Below are 25,549 nucleotides of genomic sequence, written 5' to 3' on the forward strand. Positions count from 1 at the left end.
TTACTCAACACCGCCGATGGTGGCAGCCCAGGGGTAACCGAGGTACGCAGACGAAGCCGTCGCGCCCGAGATCTTGTTGTTCTGGACGAGAATGACCGGGAGGTCACCCATCGGCAGCCACGGAAGATCTCGCATGACGTTCGCCTGCGCGGCGATCGTGTGCTCGGCACGCTTCACAGGATCGAGCTCTGCACGAGCTGCCTTCAGCTCGTCAGCTGCGCCGTCGTACTTGATGAAGTTGTTCGTACTTTCGGGAGTGAACGTGGTGTAGACATCGAGCGGATCACTGACGTTGCCGTAGTACGTCGTGAAGAAACCGTCGAGACCCTCACGCGCCTTCGGGTCGAAGTAGACGTTGCCGAACTGCTCAACGGGGATGACCTTGGTCTCAATGGTGAGGCCGATTGCCTGGCCTGCAGCCTGGATAAGGTTCGCGGTCTGCTCGTGCACTGCCGAAGAACCCTGCACACCGAGCACGATCGGCTGGCTGATGTCAGCGCCAGAGTCAGCGAGAATCTTCTTCGCCTGCTCGATGTCGGGCTGCACCTCGAAGCTCTTGAACGCCTCTTCAAACTTCTTCGCTGCCTCGCCCTCACCGAAGTACGCGGGTCCGGTCAGCACAGCCGAGGGAATCGAAACACCCTGGAACACGACGTCCGAAATTGCTTCGCTGTCGATCGCGGTGAGCAGCGCCTGACGCACTTCGGGCTGCGAGAAGGTACCGGTCTGCTGGATCGCACGCAGCGACCAGAAGATGTACGACTTACCGAACGAGATGGTCGCGTCGCTGTCCTGGAGTTGGCCGAGGCCAGCAGGCGGCAGGTAGAAGAACTGACCATCAACGTCGCCCGAACGGAGCGCGTTGACCGCGGTCGACTCGTCAGCGATGAAGCTGAACGAGAGCTTCTCAACCTTGGGAACGAGGTTCTTGTCCCAGTAGTTTTCGTTCTTCACGAGATTGATCGACTTGCCGGGCTCCCAGCTGTCGAACTTGAACGGACCGGTGCACATGATGCCGCCTTGCGGCGTACCGAAGGTCTCACCGGCCGCCTCAGCCGCGGCCTGCTGCACGATTGCGCCCGCCGCACTCGACATGCCCTGCTCGAAGAGCGCATCTGGCTGGCTGAGGTTGACGGTCACCTCACGGTCGCCGGTCTTTTCGACCGAGGCAACGTTGGTGAAGTAGTCACTCCAGTAGGTGCTCGACTCTGCGCCGACCTGGCGGCCGAGTGAGTACACGACGTCATCGGCGGTCAACGGGGTGCCGTCCCAGAACTGCACGCCTTCACGAATCGTGTAGACGTAGGTCTTGTCGTCTGGCGCGGTGACCGACTCCGCGAGGGCGTTCTCAATCGAGAGGTCTGGCGTGATGCGGGTGAGACCCTCACAGGTGTTCGAGTCGACCGTGTTCTCGGCGTAGTTGAACGAGAACATCGGGTCGAGCGACATTGGCTCGTACGGGAGGTTCCAGGTCACCTTGTCGACCGGCTTGGTGCCGGCAGGTGTGGTGTCGATGAGGTCAGCAGAGCTGACGTCGAAGAGGGGCTTCGCTGTGGCATCGCCGCCGGTGCTGCCGGCACCGCTCGAGCAACCGGTGACTGCAACAGCCGAGACTGCGACAGCGCCCAAAAAGGCGAGGGATCGTTTAGACACAAGGACTCCTTTGTTCTGTGGTGGTACTGCAAAATCTGGGCTGGCGGGGCAGCCATTGCCCCGCCAGCTGGTCAACGTCGCGACAGTGTGACGTTGACTTAGGCTCGCTCAGTGGCGTGGTTACAGGTGTGCGGGCACCGCCACCCCACGGCGCACAACGCGCTTCGGCGATGGGCGGTCAACCACGAGCTGCGCCACATTCGGGACATCGAACTCGAGGAAGCTGTCGGCCGATCCGCCACCCACGACGTCGGAAATTCCGAGCATCTCGCCGCCGGCGACAGTGGCGAGGGTGAATGCGCGCTCGAGCTCGGCATCGGTGATCGCGCCAGTGCGGTACGCGAGCAGGTGCGCGCGATCGATCATGCTGCCGGTGCCGAATGGGCTCCACGAGTCACGTACGCCGTCCGAGCCGGCTGCGAGGCGCACGCCGTGCCGCTCGAAACGGTCGATGTTCGGGACGGGATCGGGGCCAAGGGCGCAGGTGGCGATCCAGATGCCGGCATCGGCAACCGCGTCGAGCGTCTCACCGAGACTCGGCAGCGACTCGTCACAGAGCGCGAACGCATGTCCGATGGTGACTCGGCCCTGACGTCCACCAGCAATCGTGCGACGGGCGATCTCGCGAATCTCAGCGAGGCCCTCCTCACCGCCATCGTGCAGGTGGATGTCAAGATCGCGACCAGCACGGTCTGCGAGACCAAAGATCGCGTCCAGGTGACCGTGCAGGTCACCCTCCACACCGATGGGGTCGATGCCGCCGACGAGATCTGCGCCCGCATTCAGCGAGGCCGCCATGACATCAAGCGCGCCGGGGTCGGTGAGGAGGCCGAACTGCGGAAACGCGACGATCTGCACGTCGAGGAACTGTGAGAGGCGCTCTGCAGCAGCACGCACGCCTGCAACGTTGCGCAACCCCAGCCCGGTTGACACGTCAACGTGCGCGCGCATTGCAAACGTGCCCTGCGATACCGCGTTCGAGAGGAGCGCGAACGCGCGTTCCTCAACACTCTGCTCAAAGCCGAACTGCGTAGAACGATCGTTCTCAATGAGGTCGGCGAGCGTCGCCGCTGGACGGCGCGACATCCACGGTCCACCCCATGAGGTCTTGTCTGGATGAATATGCGCGTCGACACAGCCCGCGGTGCGGAGCGTGCGAGCGGGGGGATTCACCGTCATTGGAGACCCTTTCGTAAGAATTGCGTGGATTTTGTCCCGCGTGAGATAGCGGAAACCCACTTGTCAGACATATGATAACCATATAACTTAACCGATCTGCAAGGATGAATCCGTGAGACCAATACAACGACGCTCTCTCGTCGACACTGTTGTCACTGAGATCGAGCAAGAAATCCGTGAAGGCCGCTGGGTAATTGGCGACCGACTTCCCTCTGAAGCCGAGCTCACGGCAGCGCTCGGCGTGAGCCGCCCGTCGGTGCGCGAGGCGATCCGCTCGCTCGTACAGACGGGACTGCTCGAAACCCGCCAGGGCGACGGCACCTACGTCATCGCCACCGACCCCACCGCGGTCGCGCTGCGTCGCGCGCTGGACTCCGCCGATAGCCGGGAAGTGATCCGCGTCCGTCGTGCGCTCGATGCGCTTGCCGCGCGCGAGGCCGCGGTCGCGCGCTCGCAGGAAGAGATCGATCAGCTCACCGCGCTGCTCGAGGCTCGTCGTACCGCAATCAAGGCAGGCGACCCGAGCGCATTCGCGGAGGCAGACGTCGCATTCCATCTGGGTATCGCAGAGGCTTCAGGCAACCGTTTACTCGCTGGCATCTATGCGAGCTTTGATGGCTCGCTGCGGGAATCAGTGACGGACGCTTCGTGCCTCACTGAGGGCGCGGATCCGGACAAAGCCGACATGCACATCGCCCTCCTGCAGGCCATCATCAATTCTGACCCCGACGCTGCACAGGATGCGGCGATGGGAGTCCTCGAACAGCAGGAGCAACTCCTCGATGAACGCCCCTAGCCGCCTGAGCCGTCGACAGGGAGTCGCGGCCGGCGTCGTGGTCATCGCTCTCGGACTCAGCGTCCGGTTCCCGATTACGTCAGTTTCACCCCTGCTCGCCGACATTGGCGAGCACTACCACCTTTCGCACACGGGGCTCGCTGCGCTCAGCGCGATCCCCGTGTTGCTGTTCGGCCTCGCGTCGCCGCTCGCACCGTGGCTGGTTTCACGCCTCGGCCTGGAGCGCACGCTCGTCGTGCTGCTTGCGGCACTCACCGGCGCGACCGCGCTGCGACCGCTGAGTACGCCAACGCTCTTCCTCGGCACGGTCATCATCGGCGCCGCCATCGCCCTCGTGGGTATCGTGACACCACAGGTGATCCGCCAGTCATTCCCCAAGCGCGGCGGATTCTGGACCGGCGTCTACACCACCTCATTCGGCATCAGTGCCGCCTCGGGCGCGGCACTCGCCGTGCCGGTCTACAGCATGCTCGGGGAGAACGTTGCGTACGCGCTCGCCAGCTGGACTGTGCCACTGCTCATCGCGTTCGCGCTCGTGCTGAGTCTCGCTCCGCGCGGTCGCGCGGGTGCTGACGTCGGTGTCGGCTCCTCCCCCGTGGTGTCTCCCACGGCCTCGGGCGCGGATCAGCCCCGCGAATCCATCTTCCGCGCCAAGGGCCTGTGGCCAGTGACCGGCTTCTTTGCATGCCAGGCACTCATCTACTTCTCGTTGACGGCATGGCTCCCGACCATTGCGGCCGCGCGCGGCATCGACCCCACCCAGGCAGGCCTGCTGCTTGCGTGGCTCAGCGTCGCTGGGCTGCCCGCGTCGCTGCTCGCACCGACGATTGCTTCGAAGGCGTCGTTCCGCACGGCGCTCGTGGTCATCATTGCGTCGCTGTCAGCGACGGGCCTCGTCGGGCTCGCGGTTGCGCCCATCTCCCTCGCGCCGCTCATGATCGCGATTCTCGGCATCGCGCAGAGCGCCGCATTCGGCCTCTCCATTGCACTCATCGTGTTCACGGCGCCGAGCGCAGCGGCAACCGCCTCCTTCTCTGCGGTCAGCCAGGGCATCGGCTATCTCATCGCCGCTATCGGCCCGCTTGGTCTCGGGCTGCTCGCTGACACCGGCATCACCTGGACCGCAATCTTGCTGATGCTTGTGGCTGCCTCGGTTGGCAAGCTCATCTTTGGCGTGCTGAGTACGCGCGCTTCGCGGCAGGTGGCGCAGGCGTAGCTCCCGCGGTTGCCGCGCTTGCCGCCCTTGCCGCCCTTCGTCGTCGGTATGCAAATGGGCCTTCGGTATGCGAAATTCTTGTGATTTCGTCATACCGAAGGCCCATTTGCATACGGTGGAGAGGTTGGGGTGGCCGCGCTCTTGTCTTCACCTAGAGATCGACCGCAGTGAGGACGTTTCGGCCCATTTCGCCCTGACGACAGAAGATTTCCAACCACGGCAGCCCGTTGGCATCGGCTAGACGTCGGCAAACACCGGTCTGTGGGACTGCCGCGGGCGACTAGTCGGTCACCCTTGCCTGTGGCTGGTCTGTTGCAGCACGGATCGCCTCACTCATCGCACCGTAGATATGCAATCGGCCTGCAATATGCGAAATACGAGTGATTTCACCATATTGCAGGCCGATTGCATTTGGACGGGAAGTGCGAGGCCGAAGCCCCCACTCTCCTACTTCACACTCTCCAAGAAGTTTCGAGTGCGCTGGCGCTGCGGGTTCCCGAGCACCTCCTCCGACGGGCCGGCCTCTACGACGACGCCACCGTCCATGAAGACGACCTGATCCGCCACATTGCGCGCGAACCCAATCTCGTGCGTGACGACGATCATCGTCATGCCGTCGCGTGCAAGCTCTCGCATGACGTCGAGGACGTCACCGACGAGTTCCGGATCGAGCGCCGAGGTCGGCTCATCAAACAGCATGAGCTTGGGCTCCATCGCGAGCGCACGGGCGATCGCCACGCGCTGCTGCTGACCACCCGAAAGCTGTGCGGGGTAGTGCTTCGCGAAGTCTGCGAGTCCCACGCGATCGAGCAGTTCGAGCGCGCGAGCCTTCGACTCCGCGCGACTCTTCTTTGCGACGCCGACCGGCGCCTCCATAATGTTCTCCAACGCGGTCATGTGCGGGAACAGGTTGAACTTCTGGAACACCATGCCGATGTGGCGGCGCTGCTGCGCGATCTGACGCGGCGTCATTTCGTGGTTGCGCTCGCCAGCACGACGGTATCCGATGAGATCGTCGTCGACGATGATGCGACCGCCGTCGATGGTTTCGAGGTGGTTAACGCAGCGCAGCAGCGTCGACTTTCCTGAGCCTGACGGGCCGAGCAGCACGGTCACGGTGCCGGCTGGCACGGCGAGCGAAACATCGCGCAGCACCTGGTGCGCACCGTAGCTCTTGCGAACGCGACGGATCTGCACGAGCGGATCGGCTGCCTGCGCGCCAGCTCCGGCTTGGGTGCCGGTGGCGTGGGTGGCAGTGGGGCGCGGATCCGCCACAAGGGTCTCCTGGCTGGTCATACTCCGACCACCTCCGTTACCTGGGTTGGGGGCGCGGGCTCCGGGCCCGGCTTGCGTGCGTTGAGTGCTGCCTTGATCCGCTGGATCGGTGTCGGCGGCAGGTTACGGCTCGAGCCACGGCCGAAGTGACGCTCGAGGTAGTACTGCGGGATCGAAAGCAAGCTCGTCATGAAGAGGTACCAGACGCTCACGACGATGAGCAGTTCGACCTGCTTGAGGTTCGACGAGGAGATGATCGACGCCTGCGTGTAGAGCTCGAGCACGGCGATGACCGAGAGCAGCGAGGTGCTCTTGAGCATTGAGATGAGCTCGTTGCCCATGGGCGGGATGATGACGCGCATCGCCTGCGGCAGCAGCACGCGGCGGAACGTGTACAGCGGCGACATACCCAGCGAGTATGCGGACTCACGCTGGCCTTCATCGACTGACATCATGCCGGCGCGCACGATCTCCGAGGAGTATGCGGCCTGGTTCAGGGTGAGCGCGAGCAGACCCGCGATGAGGGGCGTGACGAGGGTGTTGGTGTCGATCGACCAGAACACGATGTCGGTGAGCGGGACGCCCAGGCGGATCTGATCGAACAGCAGTCCAAGGTAGCCCCAGAGCACGATCTGCACGAGGACCGGAGTGCCACGGAAGGCCCACACGTAGAACCACGCGACCGAGGTGAGCACGGGGTTCGACGAGAGTCGCATCGCCGCGATGACAATCGCAAGCAGGGTCGACACGATCATCGACACGACCGTGATGAAGATGGTGAGTCCAACACCCTGGAGGATGCGCGGATCAAACAGGAACTCGCCTACCGTCGCGAAGTCAAGGTTGGGGTTCGTCGCCACAACGTAGATGAACCACGCGACCAGGGCGATGACGACGATCGCGCTGATCCAGCGCCAAGGCCGGCGGAGTGGGACGGCTTCGACGTCGTCCTCGGTCGAGAGCGGCGCCATCGCTTCGATGGGGCGCTCAGTCAGCGTTGCGCTCATTCGGCATCCTTACCCTGGTTGATCTCAGCCGACTCGACGGCGTACGCGCCGATGCTGTTGCGATCGAGGACCTCCTGGTAGGTGCCTTCATCGATGAGCGCCTGCAGCGCCTGCTTGACCGCTTCAACGAGCTCGGTCTCGCTGTTCAGCATGCCGATGCCGCTGTAGACGGGGTTGAAGCCGGCGGGGTTCTCGGGGTCGCGCACGATCTCGAACGCCTTGCCGTCGTCGGTCGTCGCGACAACGTACTCTGCGACCACCGCGTCTGCGGTGTATGCCTGGCTCTTGCCAGCGCGCAGCGCGGTCTGTGCGTCGAGGTCGTTGGGCAGCTCCATGACGTTGATGCCGCAGTCCATTGCGCGCAGCAGGTCACCCTGAATGGTCGCCTTCTGCACCGAGACGGTCTTGCCACAGAGATCCTTGACTCCAGTGATGCCGTCAGGGTTGCCCTTCTTTACTGCAACCGCGAATCCGCCGTAGCTGTAATCAACGAACGACAGCACCTTCTGGCGCTCGGCGGTGTCGTTCATGCCGCTCATAATGAGGTCGTTCTTGCCTGCCTGCAGCGACGGAATCACCGAGTCGAATGCCTGCTTGTTCAGGCTCACGTCAACCCCGAGCTTCTGCCCGAGCAGACGACCCAACTCAGGGTCGAAGCCGATGGCACGGTTGTTCTCGTCGTACATCGCCATCGGCGGGAACGGGATGTCAACGGCGATGTTGATCACACCCTTGTCGACGATGCGCTCGGGAAGCAGCGCGGTGAGATCCTTGTCGACCGTTGTCGAGATCTCATCGCCGACGGGGAGATCACTGCCGCCGGTGCTGCCGCCCGTGGAGTCGGTGGATCCGCCACCCGAGCAACCAGTGAGTGCGAGCGCGAGCGCAGCCGAGGCCGCAAGCAAGGTAGAGGTGAGGGTCTTCTTCTGAATCTTCATGGGGTGTTCCTTACGTCGTTGTAGGGGAAGCTGTGAGTTGTGTTGCGGCCTCGCCGCTGGGATGAGCCTCTGGGATTCCGCTGGACTCGTCGGAGATATGTAATCGGCCGTCAATGGGCCCAAAATGTCGCCAAACAACATATTGACGGCCGATTACATATGCACGAGAGGTCGGCGTGAAGCCGAAGCCGAGGTCGAGGCCTGAAGCGAGGAGCTAGCCGGGCGACCGGGCCCGCTAGCCGATGGCCGGGGCGTGGAGCGCGAGCAGGTCCGCGTAGGTTTCGCGGCGGGCGACCAGGCGCGCCTGGCCGTCGCGCACGAAGACGATTGCGGGGCGAAGCGCACCGTTGTAGTTGTTCGTCATCGTGTACGAGTAGGCACCCGTCGTCGCCATCGCTACGAGGTCGCCAACGTGTGGTTCGGGCATGGGAGCGCCGTCAATGAGCAGGTCGCCTGACTCGCACTGGCGACCAACGAGCTGGACGGTGTCGGTCCACGCTTCGGGCAGGCGGTTCGCAAGCACTGCCTCGTAGCGCTGCAGCGTGAGGGCAACGTCGAGCTGATCTGCCATGCCACCGTCGATCGCGACGAAGACGTCGCCGGTGCGCTTGACGCTCACGACGCGGTAGAGGGTGACACCTGCACGAGCGACGACGGAGCGACCGGGCTCGATCATGATCCGCGCCCCTGCAGGAAGGTGCTCGCGCGCCGCAGCAACGATCGCGTCGAGGTAGGCACCGACCTCGGGGGCGGTCTCGTCGTAGGTGTACTTGACGCCGAGTCCGCCGCCGACATCGTAGGTCTCGAACTCACCGACGGTCGAGATGTTCTCGACGGCCTGCGCGAACTGGCGGGTGTTGAGAATCTGCGAGCCGATGTGCAGGTGGACGCCCTCGAAGTTCATGAGCGGGTGTGCCTGCATACGAGCAATGGCGACCTTGGCCTGGTCCATGGGCAGGCCGAACTTCGAGCGATCGCCGCCCGTTGCCTGCGATGCGTGGGTCTCTGCTTCGACGCCGGGAATCACGCGCAGCAGGAGCGACTGGGGGCGCTCAAGCAGACGCTCGAGGCGGTCGAGCTCGTCGTTGTTGTCGACGATGATGGTGCCGATGCCGGCGTCGAGAGCCATCTTGAGTTCGGCGTCGGTCTTCGCGTTGCCGTGGAAGTGGAGGAGTTGCGGATCGACTCCTGCGGCGAGCGCAAGCTGCAGTTCGCCGCCACCTGCGATGTCGATTGCGAGGCCTTCTTCTGCTGCGAGCTTGTACATCGCGACGATGGGCAGCGACTTCGAGGCGAACAGCACCTGCGAGTTGGGCCAGCGCTCTGCGAGCCCGTCCGAGAAGCGGCGCGCCTGGCGGCGGAGACCTTCCTCGTCGATGATGTGCAGCGGAGTGCCGAACTCTTCGGCGAGCGCGGTGACCGAGACGCCACCGATTTCGAGGGCGCCATCTGCCGAGCACGAGGATTCTTCGGGGAAGATGCTCCAGAGCTCTTCAACTCGGGTGCCGTCGAATGCGGGCTGGTTGCGTTCGGTCATCGGTGCTCCTTCGCGCCTGGTGTGGTTGTGCGTCCCTCAGCCTACGCAGGCTTTTTCGCTCACACGTTGGAGAAATCGGTTAGATTTATTTCATGAACACAGGGGTTCCTCCAATCTGCGCGCTGTCTCATGCGAACGAGGCGCACGAGGCGTATGACGCACGCGAACCGCACGAACCGTACGACGCACCCGACGCGCACGAGTCACCCGACGGCTCGGGACCTGACACCCCCTCGCTCCTGCTCAGTGAGCTCATCGAGCACCTTGGCAGGCACACCGTCACCCCGCTCGGGCGCGTGGATCCGACCGGCCGTGTGCTCGGCACCGAGTTCTATGACGCGCTCGACGAGCTCACTGATGCCCCCGGCGGGCTCCTCATCGTCCCCTCCGGCACGCACTTCGATGCCTCACACCTTGCGGAGCTTGCAGCCGCCATCGCCGATCTCGACTACTGCGCGATCGCGATGAAGTGCCTCGATGAGCACGAACCGGTCCTCGCGGCGATCGCCGAGACCGCTGGCATCCCGATCCTGCGGGTTGCCCCACGCGTGAGCTGGGGACTGTTCGAAGCGCTCGTCGGCCGGCTGCTCGGCGAACAGCGCCGCAGTGAGGACGCTCACTTTGATCGCGGCGCAGAACCGCTCTTCGCGCTCGCCAATTCCCTCGCTGGTTTGTTCGGCGGATCGGTCGCCATCGAAGACCTCGGCCGCCGCATCATCGCGTACTCCTCCGTGCCAGGGCAGGCCATTGACTCGCTCCGTACGCGCGGCATTCTCGCGCGGCGGGTTCCTGCGTCACCGTTCAATGAGGATCAGTATCGGACGGTCATTCGTTCCGAGGAGCCGATCAAGTATCCGCAGCTGGATGACGAGTTGCCTCGCGTCGCCTATGCGATCCGCGCCGGTGCACTGCCGCTCGGTACGATCTGGGCGATCTATGACTCTGAGGTGGATCACCTCACGCCCGAACAGGTCGAGCGTGTGAAGAGTGCCGGCGCGATTGCGGCGGCCCACATGCTCGACGATATTCGCGTGCGGGAGGCGGGTCAGATTCCGCGCGAGGAACGGTTCCGCACCCTCCTCTCAGGCACAGACGTGACCGGCACGGAGTTCACTGAGCTCGGTATCCCCGATGAGCGGGGCGCTCAGCTGCTCGCGTTTTCCCTCGGCGAGAACGACCACCCCGCGACCCTCGCCCAGCTGCGCTCATCATTGCAGCGCCAGCTCTCCCTGCTGCACCCGGAGTCGGTCGCCGTCGCCCGCCGCGGACGCGTCTATGCCATCATCGCCGACGCCCCGTACGAGCAGGTGCGGCGGCTCGTCGATCCGCTGGTGCCGATGTTCGATCGCCTGATTGGGCCGGGCATCACGATCGCGCTTCCTGGGCGCGCGCAGCGCCCCAATGAGATTGCGCGCCTGCGCGAGCAGGCGGACGTGCTGTTCGAGACTGCCGGGCGTCTCGGGGGCGCGGATCGCATCCTCACCGTCGCCCAGCTGCGCCCACAGCTTGTCCTCGACCGCGTGGCTGGACTCATGGCGCAGGAGTCGGCGACGCTGGTCGATCCGCGCCTGTCATCACTCGCCGCGGAGCACCCGCAGCTCGCCGAGGCCGTTCTCCACTGGTGCCAGGCGTTCGGCAACATTACCCGCGCTGCCCGCGAACTCGGGGTGCACGAGAACACCGTGCGCCACCGCCTGCGTCGCGCCGAAGAGATCGCGGAGCTCCCCCTCGGCGACCCCGACATGCTCCTCGTGACGTGGCTGCAACTGCGGGCGCTGCCCTAGCTGCAGCCCCACCAACCGCCCATCCCCACCAACTGCCAGAACTGTGCCGTAGATATGCGATCCGCCGTCAATACGCTGTTTCGGCCACTATTTTGCATATCTACGGCCGATTACATATCTACGGCAACTGGCGGGAACCCACACAGCTCCCCGAGCTACTCTTGCCACATGCCGGAAGCACAGCCACAGCACCCACTCGACGACCTCATCGCGCTCGCACAGCAGCAGGCTGCGCGCGGCCCACTCGTCGCACTGACGGGTGCTGGCATCAGCACAGATTCTGGGATCCCGGACTATCGCGGTGCTGGCACCCCGCCCCGCACACCCATGAGCATCTCGCAGTTCATGACGGATGAGATGTACCGCCGTCGTTTCTGGGCTGGCGCCCGAGTGAACGCAGCGCGCCTCGACCGCCTCGAACCAAACCCGGGCCACATCGCCCTCGCCGAGCTCGAGGCGAGAGGCAAGGCCACGGGCGTCATCACCCAAAACGTCGACAACCTGCACCGCCAGGCCGGCTCACAGCAGGTCGCTGAGCTCCACGGGAACGGCGGCGTCATCCGCTGCATCGACTGCGGCGAGCGCTGGACACGCACCGAGATTCTGTCCCGCTTCGACCGCGCGAACCCCGGATACGCCGCTCGTCACCGTCTCGCCGGAACCGAGATCGCGCCCGACGGTGACGCCCTCGTTGAGGATTTCGCCGACGTCACCGTTCCGGTCTGCCCGATCTGCCAGGGCACGCTGCGCCCCGACGTCGTGTACTTCGGCGAGACCGTGCCCACGGCCGTCTTCGACCACGCACTCGAACTCCTCACGAGCGCGAGCCTCGTCATCGTTGCGGGCACCTCGCTCGCGGTGAACACGGGCATGCGCCTCGTGCACCGCGCGGAGCGCCTCGGCATCCCGCTCGCAGTCATCAATCGTGGCAAGACCGCTATCGATGATCGGCCATCGGTGCAGGCGCGGATCGACTCCGGCACCTCCGAGGCCCTCACCGCCCTCGCTGCAGCGCTCTAACCCTCAGCCCAACCAAAACTCTTCACCCACAGTCAGAGATCGAGCTTCGGTCAGACGAAATTGGGAGAAAACGTCTGACCGAAGCTCGATCCCTTACGCACCAGAAATGGAAGTGAAAGAGGGCGCGAAACGGTGGAGCTAGCCGAGCACCGGGGCGACGCGCAGCGCCTCCCCGCCAGCCTCGAACGCCGTCGCGTATGTGAGCAACGCTGGATCGTCGTAGGCCGCACCGGCGAAAGTGAGCCCGACGGGCATCTTGATGTCGGCCATGAGCCCCATCGCGACCGTCACCGTGGGCAAGCCGAGGTGGCGCAGCGCGTAGTTGCCGTGCGAGAAAAAGACGCCGTTCGACCAGGCGCGATCCGCCGCCCGTTCGTCTGTATCGGAGTTCGCGGCCCCGACATCTGCGTTCGCAGGGAACACGATCGCGTCGTAGCCGTTGTCGCGGAGCCACGACTCCACGAGTTCCTCGCGCAGGGCGATGATCGCGCGCAGGCCCCGGGCAAACTCGGGGTGGGTGCGCGGATCAGCGAGGCCGGCACGGGCGCTCTCCACAATCCCGCGGAACCGGTCGTTGTGGTCTCCCACCCGCTCATACCGATCGGGGAGTTGTCCCTCGGGGGTGGGGTAGATCCGCGCCGAATCTACGACACCGAGGTTCGGGATCGCAGGGTCGCCGTTCGCGCGCAGGAAATCGTCCCAACCGAACGCGAGGAAGTGGTTGAACTCGATCGCCGACCAGTCAGCGGGCAGGTCACCGAGGCTGCCAAGGAACTTGGCGCCGGGGCGATCGCCCTCGTACCGCGTGATGAGCGGGAAGTCGCTCTCGACGACCTCGGCGCCGAGGGCCTCCAGGCGGGCGCGAGCCGCCTCCCACAGGCGCAGCACCGAGGGGCGCACATCGACGGGGTAGGCGGGATCGGTGCCGAGATACATGCGCGGGACGGCGAAGCGCTTACCGCGCAGCGGGGCATTCGCGGCCGCACCGATGCCCGCGCCGGGGCCTGTTTCCGCCGCGAGCGCGACGTATGATTCCGGTCGATGCGTACTCGGCAACGGCAGCTCGACGACGGACTGGTTGCGCCAGAAATCACCGCGGGTGACGGGGTCGTCCTGCACGAGCACGTCGAGCAGGCGCAACATGTCGGGCATCGATCGCGTGTGCGGGACGACGACATCGCGGGCGGGGAAGAGCGGCCAGTTTCCGCGGATCGACAGCACACCCCACGACGGCGTATACGCACAGAGCGCGTTGTTTGAGGCGGGGCTGCGCCCCGACGAGACGGTCTCTTCTCCCATGCCAAACATGGCGAAGTTCGCTGCGGTCGCGACGCCGGAACCGTTCGAGGATCCCGACGCGTACGCCGCCGCGAGGAAGTCGCGGTTGTAGGGGCTTTCGGCACGGCCGTAGAGCCCGCGCTGCATGCCGCCATCTGCCATCGGGGGCATATTGGTCTTGCCGATGAGGATCGCGCCTGCGTCGCGCAGGCGACCAACCGTGAAGGCGTCCCACTGGGCGATGAGCCCGCCGAACGCAGGCGAACCTGCCGCGACCGTGAGGCCCGCAACCATGTACGAGTCCTTCACTGTGTACGGGATGCCTTCGAGCGCCCGCTGCGTGCCGGCCGCCCAGCGGCGATCGGCCTCGGCGGCTTCCTCAAGCACGCGCTCGTTCGCGACCACAATCGCATTCAGGCCGTCGGCTCCGGTGTCGTGCTGCTCGATGCGATCAAGGTACTGCTGCGTGAGTTCCACGCAGGTGATCTTGCCGGCCGCGATGGCCGCGAGCGTATCGGCGATGTTCGCCTCATACGCGTCAAAAATTTCAAAGGGTGCGGTAGGCGCGACTGCAATGTCGGGGCTGGCCATGTGTCTTCACTTTCATCTTGCGGGTGCGCACTGACGGCGCACTGGCGGATCGTGTCAGCTTGGAACGATCCGCGCCCACCGAGCGGCAATGCCCGGCAGATTCAGTCTGGCAGGCGAGATGCCCCGTTTCCATGATCGTTTGGCGCCGTACTGGGCATTTTCGCTGTGCAAATGCACTTAGGATGAAAGTATGGCTTTGTCCCCCGAAGCGCCCAATGATGTGAGCGCCACTGCAACACCCCGTTCGACCGCCGGTTCGATCGAGTCGACCGCCGCGCCTGGCACCGCTGCCACGCTTGCCGCACCTGCCAGCTCCGCCTCCTTCAGCGTCGAGCCAGGCTGGCTCGAGCTCCTCGACCGTTTGGATGCCGAGTCGCTGACCGAGATCTTCCTCTCGCGCATCACGGAGATCGACGGCTACCAGGCACCGCCGTTGCCGCGGTCTGAGATCCGCCGCACGGCCGTGCTGTCGTTCATCGCGATCCTCGACGGTCTGCGCTTCGGTCAGCTCGACGATGCCGTCGCGATTGCCACCGACGTCGGCGTCTCGCGTGCTCGCGCAGGGGTCTCGCTCAGCTCGCTCCTTGAGGCCGTGCGACTCGACTTCGCCGTCCTCTGGGATGCCCTCACCGCGGTCGCCGAGGTCGAAGATGCCCAGGTCATCGTGCGGCACACGAGCATGATGCTCCGCATTGTCGACGGGTACGTCACCCAGACGCAGAATGCGTATATTGCTGAGGCGCAACGGATCCGCGAAGAGTCCGCCTCCCTCCGTCGCGAGCTGTTGGAGTCGCTGTTCAGCGCGCTGCACACGTCGCCGGAACAGCTCAACCTCCTCGCCCGCGAGCTACAGGTTGAGGTCGCCACTCCCCTGCTCGTTGCCGCCGCCATTGGCAACGACGCGGTCGCGTTGCACGTGGAACTTGCCGAACTCGAACGCCGCGGCTGCGTGGTCCACACCCACTACCTCGACGGCGCCGTCATCGCGTTCCTCCCGGCCGCCACCAAATCGCGCACGCACGACACCATGTGCTTCGCACGCCTCTCGGAGCTCCGCATCGGACTCACGACCGCAGCTGACGGCCTTGCTGGCTTGCTCGCAGGGGCGCGGATCGCCCGTGACCTGGCACTCGCCCTCAAGCCGGATGAGCTCAAGGCCATGACGTGGGATCGCGGCTGGGCCCGCCTCGCAGCGCACGAACTCGCCGCATCAGGGAAGCCGCTCATGGCCGACATCGATGCCGCACTCGCGGAGTGCAGCCCCGCGCGGCGCGAGCGACTCCTCGAGTCGGTGCTCAGCTACCTGCGTACCGGCAGCATCGCCGACTCCTCGGCCGAGCTCTTCTGCCACCGCAATACGCTGTCGAAGAACCTGCAGCAGTTCAGGGAGATCACGGGCATCGACCCGACGATCCCCAACGAGGCCTCGCGCCTCGTGGTCGGCTGGGCGTAACCAAAAAGCCTTTCATCCTCGGTATTGAAAAGTGCCTTCGGTAAGACGAATACCCCGATTCCAGTCTTACCGAACCCACTTTCCCCTACCCACCAGCACGGCTGAAACCCAACTCCGCTTGCTTCTCTAGCAGCCGGCCCAGCGTGCACAGTGAGGCAACAAACCACAGGCAAGGTTGGCCGTATACCCAACCGCGGCAGCACCTTACGGGAGTCCCTGCCCAGACCCAGCACACCCAATATGGTCTGCCGTGGGCGAGCTGCGGACGCCCTTGCCCGGGACCAATCGCATTAGGCTGATTCGACCTCGGTGCGCTTGCCAGTGCCCCAGATACTTGAGATGAACAGCGAGATCACGACGGCCACACACACGATTGGCGCCAACCGGATTATCAAGCTGAGTGACACCCAGCCAACGAGCATCAGGTTGCCGCCGAAGGTGGCCGGAGCGTCCGCAGGGCTCGTCGATACCGGCCCGAGCAGCAGGCTCACGCTCGAAGCAAGAACGACCCCGACGAGCAGCACCACGAGATCGACAACGAAATAGCCTCCGCGAGAGAGGAACATCTTCACCGTGATTGCCCGGCTCGCGAAGGCGATGACCGCAATAACGATGATGCCAATGATCGGGCCGAGGCCAAGCAGGTCGTGCGGCTGCAGGATGCCGCCATAGGCCCCGGCGATCGCGTCGCCGCCGCGGCCAAGGTTGAGATTCACCAGCCACAGCATGGTGCCGAGCAGCAGCCAGGAGATCGCCGAAGCTATCGCTTCGCGCTTCCAATTTCTATCCCGCATGGTGGCTCCCTGTTCAGCTTCGTTGCTTCACCGCGTCGCGCCTCGACGCGCTTCCCTCCAGGGTATGCAAAAAAGACCTTCGGTCAGACGCCTTCCGAAGAAAGCGTCTGACCGAAGGTCAAATCCACTACCGAGGCGGCCGGAGAGGCGTCGGCGGTAGGGGCTGCGGGAACGTCAGCGGCTTAGTAGCCGACGCCGCTCGGCGACGGGGTTGCCGAGTCGATGACGAGGTGCAGCAGTGCGGGGCCGTCGAAGTCGAGTACCGACGCGACGCCCTCTGCGATGCCGTCTGCCGAGTCGAGGCGCACGCCACGGCCGCCGAACGACTCGATCCACGAGACGAAGTCAGGGTTGACCATGTCGGTGCCCGAGGGGCGACCGGGGTACTGACGCTGCTGATGTTCGACGATGGTCGCGAACTTGCCGTTGTCGACCACGACGAAGAGTGCGCGTGCGCCCTGTGCGACGAGGGTTGCGACCTCCTGGCCGTTCATGAGGAAGTCACCATCGCCGCAGATAGCGACTGCGTGACGATCAGGGAAGACGAGCGCCGCTGCGACTGCTGCGGGAGCTGCCATGCCCATTGCACCGTTGCGCGAACCCACCATGCTGTTGGGCACGTTGTGGGTGAGCTGGCGGTGGCCCCAGATGGTCGCGTTGCCTGCGCCGTAGGTGAGCACGCGATCTTCGCTGAGCTGGCGCTCGAGCTCGTCAAAGACGAGCTCGAGGTCGACACCCTCAGCGACGGGCGAGTGCTCAGTGACTGCGGTGAAGTGGTCCTGGCTGGCGCGCAGCGCAACGATCCGCGCCCCGTCACGGTTCCCCGCAACGTTGGCGAGCGAACCGAGTGCCGCAGCGAAGTTCGCGGGAGTCGACGCGATGAACTGGTCGACGCGGCCTGCGTGCTGCAGGAGCTCAGCGTCGGTGCCGACGATGACGGTCTCGGTGTCGAGGCCAACGGTGTAGCCCTCGCTCATGACGTCGCTGCGGACAGTGCCGACTGCGACGAACAGATCTGATTCACGGAGCGCATCAACGATGCTGTCCCGGCGGCCGTAGCCAACCCAGCCGATGTACCCGGGGTGGTTGTTCGGGACGGCGTCATAGTTGCGCCAGTCACCGGCCACCGGAATGTGGTTCTCGAGCGCCCAGTCGACGAGCTCGCGACCGGTCTCGCCGAAGAAGTCGTCGCCGCCTGCGAGCAGGAAGGGGCGCTCCGCCTTGAGCAGGCGCTCGCGCAGCTCAGCGAGATCCGATGCGCTCGGTGCGGGCTGTGCGATTGCGCGCGGCGGAACCGCAGTCTTCTCGGTCATCTCGCGGAGGAGATCCTCGGGCAGACCAACCACGACGGGGCCGGGACGACCCGAGCGTGCGGTGTGGAATGCCTGGGCGACGATTTCTGCAGCCTGGTCTGCGGTCTCGATGGTGAAGACGCGCTTCACGGTCGAGCCGAACCAGCTGTCGATGCTGAATTCCTGGAACGATTCGCGGCGGCGATCTGCGAACGGTACGAGGCCGATGAAGCAGACGAGCGGGGTCGAATCCTGGTACGCGCAGTGTGCGGCGATATAGAAGTTTGCTGCGCCGGGGCCACGGGTCACCATTGCGACGCCGGGGCGTCCGGTGAGGCGGCCCTCTGCGAGCGCCATGAAACCTGCGCCACCCTCCTGGCGGCATACAACGTTCGTGATGTTCGAATCGTAGAGACCGTCGAGCACGTCGAGGTAGCTCTCGCCGGGCACGCTGTAGACGCGGGTAACGCCCTCTGCCGCGAGTTGGTCGACGATGAGATGTCCTGCCGAGCGCATACGAATTCCTCCTTGAATAAACACTTCGAACGTAGAGTTCTCATTAATATTCGCAACTTGCCTGGCCGACAACCACGACGAATCGCGCACGATTCTTTCGTCGCCCGTGTGCATATGCACATTTGGGTGCGGATCGCTGATGCGCACCCTGCCCTGGCCCGCAGCCCCTACAGCGTCCGACCGGGCCGATCGCTGATCTCGGACCACGCGAGTACAGCTGTCGCTGCTTCGACCGGCACCGTGACGTCGATGCCGGTCAGCTCAGTGAACTTGTTTAGCCGTTTGAGCACGGTGTTGCGATGGTAGAACAGTGCCGCTGCCGTCTGCTGCACGCTGCCGGTCTCGAGGAACGCGATGACCGTCTCCTGCAACCGCTCACGCTCAGCATCTGGCGAGTCACGAAGCGCGTTGGCGAGCCGGCCTTCGAGATCGATGCCCTGGGTGAGGAGCGCTCGGCGAGCAAGCTGCGGGAATCCCTCTGACAGGTCAATCGTGCGCCGCACATCGGGGTCTACGGTTTCGAGCAGCGTCGTGAGCATCGTGACGGTACGCGGCAGGCAGGCGAGGCCATCCACCCGGTTTGCGCGAGCGCAGCGCAGGCCGACGAGTGCCTGTTCGATCTGCGGCGGTGTCTCGTCACTCGGCCAGAACGCGACAACGCTGCCGAGCGAGCGGTAGAAGTAGAAGCGCGACCGGCGGAGCGACGAGGCGAGTTCAAACAGCGCGCTGCGGGTCTCCTCTTGGTCGGCGACCAGCACCGTAAATGCGGCTGCACCGTTGCAATCGAGCTCGCTCGCAACCCACGCCACAGACGCCGCGCTCGGCGACCGGAACGAGAGCAGCCGCCCAATCGCGACCTGGCGATGGTTCAGGCGGTCCTGCGCGAGACGCAATTCTTCCTGTCGATAGTGCGTCATCGTGGAGTTCGAGAACACCTCGACTGCACGCCAGATCGGCTCGACCTGCTGCGCAAGCATGAGGACGGTGTCGGCGCCGCCAGCGCTGTCGGAAGCGTCGATTTCACTCGCGAGTTCGAGCAGCCGTGACCAGAGGACGTTGAAGTCAGACTGCATCGCCATCGTCAACGAGTCGGCTGGCACCTGCTGCTGCGCGCGGCGACGGCCGAGGGTCTCGGCGAGTTCCAGAAGCGCGCCAGGCGTCTCGCCCGTGCGAATGCTCTCGATGAGCAGGCCGAGCGACTCCGTGGCCATCGCTTGCAGATCCTCGCGCCCCACCAGCGCACCGGGCTCATACCCCGATGCGAGCCGCACCTGCGAGAGGTAGGTCTCGGTGAGCTTGGGCAGATCCGCCTCCAAGCGATCCAACAGCGCGTCCCAAGATTCACGCTGGTGTGGTGCCGATGCTGCACTGGGATCGCTCATACCCAGCACATTAGCGGGCACACTGCCAGGAAACGAAACGAGCCCGGACCGCACGCAGTGCTGGCCCGGGCTCGTCGATCCGCCAATTAGTTCACGAGGGTGTGCGGCTTCTGGCCCGAAAGCACCAGGGTCACGTTCTCAGCGGGAATCTCTGCGTACTCGCGGAGGGTCACCTCGCTGCGGAACGCAACGTGCGGGGTGACCTGCACCAGCGGGTGCGCTACAACGGGGTTGTCAGCTGCGGGCGGCTCGACGTCGAGCACGTCGAGGAACGCTCCACGCAGGTGACCCGAATCGAGGCCAGCGAGCAGTGCAGCGTCGTCAATGAGCTCGCCACGAGCAACGTTTACGACGTACGCGCCGCGGGGCAGCTTCGCGATATTCTCAGCGTTCAAGAATCCGTGGGTCTCATCGGTGAGCAGCGCGTGCAGGCTCAGCACGTTCGATGCCGCAAGCAGCTCGTCGACCGAGTCAACACGGGTGACGCCGGGCTCCCACGCATCAGCGGGAACGAACGGATCAAAGGCAACAACGTTCTTGAAGAACGGCAGCGCGCGGCGCGCAACCTCGCGCGAAATGCGACCAAGGCTGAAGAGGCCGAGGGTCTGCTCCGAGAGGCGGGTCGGCAGCGGAAGCACCGAGTAATCCCACTCGCCGCCCTTGACCTGCGCGACCGCGGGAGCGACCTCGCGCAGCATGCCGAGCATGCCAGTGAGCGCGTGGGTGGCAACCTCTTCGCTCGCAGCGCTGAGCATGTTGCACACGTCGATGCCAAGCTCGCGCGCAACCGCGGTGTCGATCTTGTTGTAACCGACAGCCATCGTCGCAATGACCTTGAGGTTCGGCATCACACGCAGGGTGTCAGCCGACAGCTCAATGAAGCTCGCAATGATGCCGTCTGCGTCCGCAGCCTCTGCGAGGAGCTTCTCAACGCTCGTGCTGTTCAGCAGCACCGCCTCGTGGCCTGCACGCTCGAGCACCTCCACTGCGGGGGTCGGGTCAAGATTTGCCCAGTCGGTAATTGCGATCTTCGCCATTGGGATGCCTTCCGTATCGGGAACGGGCGTGCGTACGCCCGCAGTAAGTGCAGTAAGTACAGGGAGTGGGCGCGGATCACGGCAGCAATGCCGATCCACACAGTCCGAGCTTCCCACAGCGTTTCACACCAGCCGGTGTGCGTGTGCACACCGAACTGGCAGATGCTGGCGGCAAATGATGCCTGTATGCAACGCCAAGACAAGACAGTATCGATGAGGAGCACGCTGCAACGCGTGCAACAGGGGCTCACTGCCACCAGTCGCTCAGCAGAGACGCTTGAGCGGGCCGGCGAAAGCCCTCCCTGTTCAATCAAAGGAGACTGACTCGACATGAGCTCAACTGCCCAGTCCACCGCTGCGGAGACTAATTCGCACGCAGATCGTGAAACAGCCACGGTCAACGTCATCAGCGAGCGCGACGCAAAGCGCGCTTCGATTGGTGCCCTCATCGGCAACGTCCTTGAGTGGTACGACTACTTCCTCTTCAACACCGCAGCAGCGCTGGTCTTCAACGTCCAGTTCTTCGTGAGCGACAACGCGGCAACCGCAGCAATGGCATCGTTCGCGACGCTCGCTGTTGGCTTCGTGGTTCGCCCGCTCGGTGGTCTCTTCTTCGGCGCACTCGGTGACCGCATCGGCCGCAAGTCGGTCCTGATGATCACCGTGACCGGCATCGGTGTTGCCACCGGCCTCATCGGTATCCTGCCGACCTACGTCTCAATCGGCATCTGGGCACCGATCTTCCTCATCGTGCTCCGCATGGCGCAGGGCGCCTTCATCGGTGGCGAGTGGTCGGGCGCAATGACCCTCGCGGTCGAGAACGCTCCGCTGCACATGCGTGCACGCATGGCGGCACTCCCCCAGCTCGGTTCGCCTATCGCGACCCTGCTCTCGTCGGGTGGCTTCTTCCTCCTAGCGCTGTTCCTCAGCCAGGACAGCTTCGACTCGTGGGGCTGGCGTATTCCGTTCCTCCTCGCTATCCCGCTCCTCGTGCTCGCGATCTACATCCGTAAGCAGATGCACGAGTCGCCGGTCTTCAAGGACCTCGAGAAGTCGGGCGACCGCGAGAAGACCCCGCTCAAGACCGTCTTCGTCAAGGGCTGGAAGCACCTCCTCATCTCGATTGCTGCAGCACTCCTCGGTACCGCTGGCTTCTACATCATCACCACGTTCGTCATGAACTACGGCACCCGCGTCCTCGGTATCGAGCGCAACGTCATCCTCATGGCAACCCTCATCGGTGCAGTATTCCAGCTCGGTGCGGTGATCCACGCTGGTCACCTCGGCCAGAAGTTCGGTGCAACCAAGGTCATCGTGTGGTCGGGCGTGCTCACCATCATCGCGGCGTTCCCCTGCTTCATGCTCATCGAGACCACGAACCCGGTCTTCGTGACCATCGGTGTGATCATCGGTGTCTCGCTGCTCACCTACTCGTTCGCAGCGGTCGGCCCGGTCATCACCGGCCTCTTCCCCAGCACGATCCGCCTCTCCGGTGTTTCGGTTGGCTTCAACGGCGCAAACCTCATCTCGGGCTTCACTCCCCTCGTGGCAACCGCGCTCGTCACTGCAACCAACGATGCTTGGTGGCCCGCAGCAATGCTGCTCGTCCTCTTCGCAGTACTCAGCGTGATCGGTGGCCTCCTGGCTCCGAAGTTCAGCCAGCAGTACGAAGGCTACAAGCACTAAACACCCCTGACTCCGCTGGGCGCCGATCCCACACGGCGCCCAGCGGCTCACTCCCCACCAGACTTCTCAAGGAGCCCCGCATGAAGCTCGACATGCTCATCACCGCAGAGACCATCCTCACGATGGACGTGTCTCGCCCCACTGCCACCGCCGTTGGCGTCATCGGCGACCGTATCGTCGGTTTCGATGACGAGGTACGTGGCCTGGACGCGGATCGAGTACTCGATTTCGGAGCAGCATGCGTGACTCCCGGACTCATTGACGCCCACTGCCATACGTCGTGGTGGGGTCTCGGTCTCACCGCGGTCGACCTGAGCGTGCTCCGCGGGCTCGACAGCCTCTACGCCGCAATCGAGGCTGAGGTTGCTCGCCTCGATGCGACCGGCGACAAGACCGCGTGGGTACACGGCACCGGCTTCAACCAGGCGCACCACGGCGGACTCTTCCCCGATATCGCGCGCCTCGACGAGATCACCGGCGACCGCGCACTCTATCTGCGCCACACTTCCGGTCACGCGGCAATCACGAACTCGGCAACACTTCGCCTCGTCGGAGCGTTTGACGAAGGTTTTGAGAACCCCGTCGGCGGCGCCGTTGTGCGCGATGCAAACGGCTACCCGACCGGACTCATCGAGGAGTCGGCTCAGGGCCTCGTCCAGAGCCTGCTCCTTCCCTATGCTTCCGACCGTCTCGTTGAGGCGCTCGAGGCGGCAACCTCGCGCTACGCCGCTGAGGGAATCACGAGCTTCACCGAGGCTGGCATCGGTGGTGGCTGGATCGGCCACAGCCCCGCAGAGGTTGCCGCGTACCAGTCGGCAGCCGAGCAGGGACGCCTCCACGCTCGCGCTCAGCTCATGCCAACGCTTGACGCCCTGCACCCGATCTCGGCAAACGTTGCCGACTTCAAGGGCGAGGGCAACGGCACCGGTATTGACCTCGGCATTCGCTACGGCTTTGGCGACGACAACGTGCGCTTCGGCCACGTCAAGGTCTTCATGGACGGCTCGCTGCTCGGCGCAACCGCCGCGGTGACCGAAGACTTCTGCGGCCACCACAACCACGGCAACCGCGGCTACCTCCTCAACGACCCCAAGGTGTACCGCCAGCAGGTCATGGGCGCATACCGCGCAGGTTGGCCCCTCGCGCTCCACGCGATCGGCGACGCCGCAATCGACCTCGCCCTCGATCTCATCGAAGAGGCGCAGACCACCTACGGCCGCTTCCCGCAGCCGTGCCGTGTCGAGCACTTCGGCATCGCTCGCCCCGAGCAGCTCGAGCGCGCTGGCGCACTCGGCGTCGCAGTGACCCCGCAGGCTGGCTTCATCAACGCGTTTGGCCAGCAGATGGCGGATCAGGTCGGCGCTGAGCGCGCCGACTGGCTCTACCGCGGCCGCTCGATCATCGACTCGGGCATCATTCTTGCGGGCTCTTCGGATCTCCCCGTCGCAGACAACAACCTGCGCCGCGGCATGCAGTCAGCGGTTGACCGCATCACCGAGGCGGGCACCCTGCTCGGTGCTGACGAAGGCATTACCCCGGAAGAAGCTCTCCGCACCCACACCGAGTGGGCCGCCACGGCGACGGGTCAGATCCGCGAAAAGGGCACGCTCGAGCGCGGCAAGCTGGCTGACTTCGCAGTCTTCTCGGCATCGCCCCTCACCGCTCCCAACATCGCGCAGCTCGATATCGTCGCCACCATTCTCGGCGGCGAGCTCAGCTACGACGCACGCCCGTAATACGTTTCACGTGCAACACGCACTCTGAAAGGATCGCAATGACTGCGAACATCAGCACCCCCGAAGCGTTCCTCGCTGACTGGAACGTCCACAGTAAGTTTGGCGCCGTCGAAGGCACCGGTGGCGTCGAGCGCCAGGCAGCAAGCGTGGCCGACGGTGAACAGCGCAAGTGGTTCGCCCAACTCCTCGAGCAGCACGGCTTCACCGTGCGTCACGACGCAATCGGCAACCAGTTCGGTCTGCTCGAACTCGTCCCTGGCGCACCCTACGTGCTCACCGGCTCACACATGGACTCGCAGCCAACCGCTGGCCGCTTCGACGGCGCATACGGCGTTATGGCTTCGGCGCACGCGTGCTTCCGCATCGCAGAAGAGCTGCGCGCCGACCTTTCGAAGGCACGCTTCAACCTCGCAGTGGTGAACTGGTTCAACGAGGAAGGCTCGCGCTTCAAGCCCTCCATGATGGGCAGCTCGGTGTTCACCGGCAAGCTCGACCTCGAGACCGCGCTCAACACCCCCGATCCCCGCGGCGTGACCGTGCGCGAGGCACTCGGCGCGATCGATGAGCTCGGTGATGCAGCGGATCTCGCCGCACTCGCTGACATCTCTGTCGCTTCGTACGCTGAGATTCACGTGCAGCAGGGCCGCAGCATGGAAGAGGACGGCGTCACCATCGGCCTCGTCAACGCGACCTGGGGCGCTCGGAAGTTCGAGTTCAAGATCACCGGCGCGCAGGCTCACAGCGGATCGACCCTCATGGCCGACCGCCGCGACGCACTACTCGGGGCAGCCCGCCTCATTGTCGCTGCGCGTGACCTTGTCGATGAGTTCGAGCCAGGCATCCTGCACACTGCGTGCGGTGAGATCAACGTCTACCCGAATTCTCCCGTCGTGGTTGCGAGCGACGTGCAGCTCCTCTTCGACCTTCGCTCGCCAGACGCAGACGTGCTCAACCGCGCGTACGCACGCGTCATGGAAGAGGTCGAGCGCGTGCAGCAGCGCGACCGCGTCGAGATCGAGATCGTCGCTGAGCACAGCTGGGACCAGAACCCCTACCCCGAGGACGGCCTCGAGCTGGCCCGCCAGGTAGCCGAGGATCTCGGTCTCACCAACGACCGCGTCATGACCGTCGCTGGCCACGACTCGACCAACATGAAGGATGACGTCCCCACGATCATGCTCTTCGTGCCGAGCGTTGACGGCATCTCGCACAGCCTCGAGGAGTTCACCCGTGACGAGGATCTCGTCGCAGGCGTCGATCACCTCACCGGGGTCGTGCGCCGCCTCGCCGCTGGCGAGCTCGCTCACTAGCCCGCAAAGCATTTAGCCCCGGTAGCAAAAAGCGCCTTCGGTCAGACAGATTCTTGTGTTTCTGTCTGA

The 25,549-nt window shown here is 64.5% G+C and carries 19 protein-coding genes; 8 read left to right on the forward strand and 11 right to left on the reverse strand.

The features are described 5' to 3' along the window. Together ICM05_RS05580 and ICM05_RS05585 are read right to left on the reverse strand one after the other, a co-directional pair. Positions 1–1,653, reverse strand: a complete 1,653-nt coding sequence (locus tag ICM05_RS05580; RefSeq protein WP_188023600.1) for an ABC transporter substrate-binding protein — start codon at positions 1,651–1,653, stop codon at positions 1–3. A gap of 120 nt (positions 1,654–1,773) precedes the next feature. Continuing rightward, the gene (locus ICM05_RS05585) at positions 1,774–2,832 is read right to left on the reverse strand and encodes an amidohydrolase family protein (RefSeq protein WP_188023601.1); all 1,059 of its coding nucleotides are present in this window, start codon (positions 2,830–2,832) and stop codon (positions 1,774–1,776) included. A 112-nt stretch (positions 2,833–2,944) separates the two neighbouring features. Here ICM05_RS05585 and ICM05_RS12935 point away from each other — a divergent pair, with 112 nt between their 5' ends. Both ICM05_RS12935 and ICM05_RS05595 read left to right on the forward strand, forming a co-directional pair. Further along, positions 2,945–3,628, forward strand: a complete 684-nt coding sequence (locus tag ICM05_RS12935; protein ID WP_188023602.1) for a FadR/GntR family transcriptional regulator — start codon at positions 2,945–2,947, stop codon at positions 3,626–3,628. Then, positions 3,615–4,844, forward strand: coding sequence for an MFS transporter (locus ICM05_RS05595; protein WP_188023603.1), 1,230 nt, complete (start codon positions 3,615–3,617; stop codon positions 4,842–4,844). The genes ICM05_RS12935 and ICM05_RS05595 overlap by 14 nt, the downstream gene beginning before the upstream one ends. Positions 4,845–5,291: 447 nt before the next feature. Here ICM05_RS05595 and ICM05_RS05600 read toward each other — a convergent pair whose 3' ends face one another. The 4 genes from ICM05_RS05600 to lysA form a co-directional block, all read right to left on the reverse strand. Then, positions 5,292–6,140, reverse strand: coding sequence for an amino acid ABC transporter ATP-binding protein (locus tag ICM05_RS05600; RefSeq protein WP_188023604.1), 849 nt, complete (start codon positions 6,138–6,140; stop codon positions 5,292–5,294). Then, positions 6,137–7,126, reverse strand: coding sequence for an amino acid ABC transporter permease (locus ICM05_RS05605; RefSeq protein ID WP_251364531.1), 990 nt, complete (start codon positions 7,124–7,126; stop codon positions 6,137–6,139). Before ICM05_RS05605 ends, ICM05_RS05600 begins: the two co-directional genes overlap by 4 nt. Then, positions 7,123–8,064: an ABC transporter substrate-binding protein gene (locus ICM05_RS05610; protein ID WP_188023605.1), complete on the reverse strand. Its 942-nt coding sequence runs from the start codon at positions 8,062–8,064 to the stop codon at positions 7,123–7,125. The genes ICM05_RS05605 and ICM05_RS05610 overlap by 4 nt, the downstream gene beginning before the upstream one ends. A gap of 235 nt (positions 8,065–8,299) precedes the next feature. Next, the gene (lysA, locus tag ICM05_RS05615) at positions 8,300–9,601 is read right to left on the reverse strand and encodes a diaminopimelate decarboxylase (RefSeq protein WP_188023606.1); all 1,302 of its coding nucleotides are present in this window, start codon (positions 9,599–9,601) and stop codon (positions 8,300–8,302) included. A gap of 92 nt (positions 9,602–9,693) precedes the next feature. Here lysA and ICM05_RS05620 point away from each other — a divergent pair, with 92 nt between their 5' ends. Further along, entirely contained in the window at positions 9,694–11,385 is a 1,692-nt protein-coding gene (locus tag ICM05_RS05620; protein WP_188023607.1) for a CdaR family transcriptional regulator, read from the forward strand. A 168-nt stretch (positions 11,386–11,553) separates the two neighbouring features. Beyond that, positions 11,554–12,405 carry a Sir2 family NAD-dependent protein deacetylase gene (locus tag ICM05_RS05625; RefSeq protein ID WP_188023608.1) on the forward strand — a complete coding sequence of 284 codons (852 nt, stop codon included), beginning with the start codon at positions 11,554–11,556 and terminating at the stop codon, positions 12,403–12,405. A 138-nt stretch (positions 12,406–12,543) separates the two neighbouring features. Here ICM05_RS05625 and ICM05_RS05630 read toward each other — a convergent pair whose 3' ends face one another. Further along, positions 12,544–14,274 (reverse strand): amidase, encoded by a 1,731-nt coding sequence (locus ICM05_RS05630; RefSeq protein ID WP_188023609.1) that lies wholly within the window; start codon positions 14,272–14,274, stop codon positions 12,544–12,546. Between the two features lie 190 nt (positions 14,275–14,464). Between ICM05_RS05630 and ICM05_RS05635 the strand changes: the two genes are divergently transcribed. Beyond that, positions 14,465–15,727 (forward strand): helix-turn-helix domain-containing protein, encoded by a 1,263-nt coding sequence (locus ICM05_RS05635; protein WP_188023610.1) that lies wholly within the window; start codon positions 14,465–14,467, stop codon positions 15,725–15,727. A 290-nt stretch (positions 15,728–16,017) separates the two neighbouring features. Here the strand turns inward: ICM05_RS05635 and ICM05_RS05640 are convergent, their stop codons facing one another. From ICM05_RS05640 to ICM05_RS05655, 4 genes are all read right to left on the reverse strand, one after another. Continuing rightward, the gene (locus tag ICM05_RS05640) at positions 16,018–16,521 is read right to left on the reverse strand and encodes a hypothetical protein (RefSeq protein ID WP_188023611.1); all 504 of its coding nucleotides are present in this window, start codon (positions 16,519–16,521) and stop codon (positions 16,018–16,020) included. A gap of 182 nt (positions 16,522–16,703) precedes the next feature. Then, positions 16,704–18,329: a thiamine pyrophosphate-binding protein gene (locus tag ICM05_RS05645; RefSeq protein ID WP_188023612.1), complete on the reverse strand. Its 1,626-nt coding sequence runs from the start codon at positions 18,327–18,329 to the stop codon at positions 16,704–16,706. A 167-nt stretch (positions 18,330–18,496) separates the two neighbouring features. After that, on the reverse strand, positions 18,497–19,711 hold the full coding sequence (locus ICM05_RS05650; RefSeq protein ID WP_188023613.1) for a helix-turn-helix domain-containing protein: 1,215 nt from the start codon (positions 19,709–19,711) through the stop codon (positions 18,497–18,499). Between the two features lie 86 nt (positions 19,712–19,797). Continuing rightward, entirely contained in the window at positions 19,798–20,748 is a 951-nt protein-coding gene (locus tag ICM05_RS05655; protein ID WP_188023614.1) for a C-terminal binding protein, read from the reverse strand. A 330-nt stretch (positions 20,749–21,078) separates the two neighbouring features. On the opposite strand from ICM05_RS05655, the gene ICM05_RS05660 reads away from it, so the two are divergent. The 3 genes from ICM05_RS05660 (at position 21,079) to ICM05_RS05670 (ending at position 25,480) form a co-directional block, all read left to right on the forward strand. Next, the gene (locus ICM05_RS05660; RefSeq protein WP_188023615.1) at positions 21,079–22,434 is read left to right on the forward strand and encodes an MFS transporter; all 1,356 of its coding nucleotides are present in this window, start codon (positions 21,079–21,081) and stop codon (positions 22,432–22,434) included. Positions 22,435–22,514: 80 nt separating this feature from the next. Further along, a complete protein-coding gene (locus tag ICM05_RS05665) occupies positions 22,515–24,170 on the forward strand; it encodes an amidohydrolase (protein ID WP_188023616.1) in 1,656 nt (551 codons plus the stop codon). A gap of 38 nt (positions 24,171–24,208) precedes the next feature. Beyond that, on the forward strand, positions 24,209–25,480 hold the full coding sequence (locus ICM05_RS05670) for a M20 family metallo-hydrolase (RefSeq protein WP_188023617.1): 1,272 nt from the start codon (positions 24,209–24,211) through the stop codon (positions 25,478–25,480). The last annotated feature ends 69 nt before the right edge of the window (positions 25,481–25,549 follow it).

The organism is Leucobacter sp. cx-42, assembly GCF_014529985.1.
GTDB lineage: Bacteria > Actinomycetota > Actinomycetes > Actinomycetales > Microbacteriaceae > Leucobacter.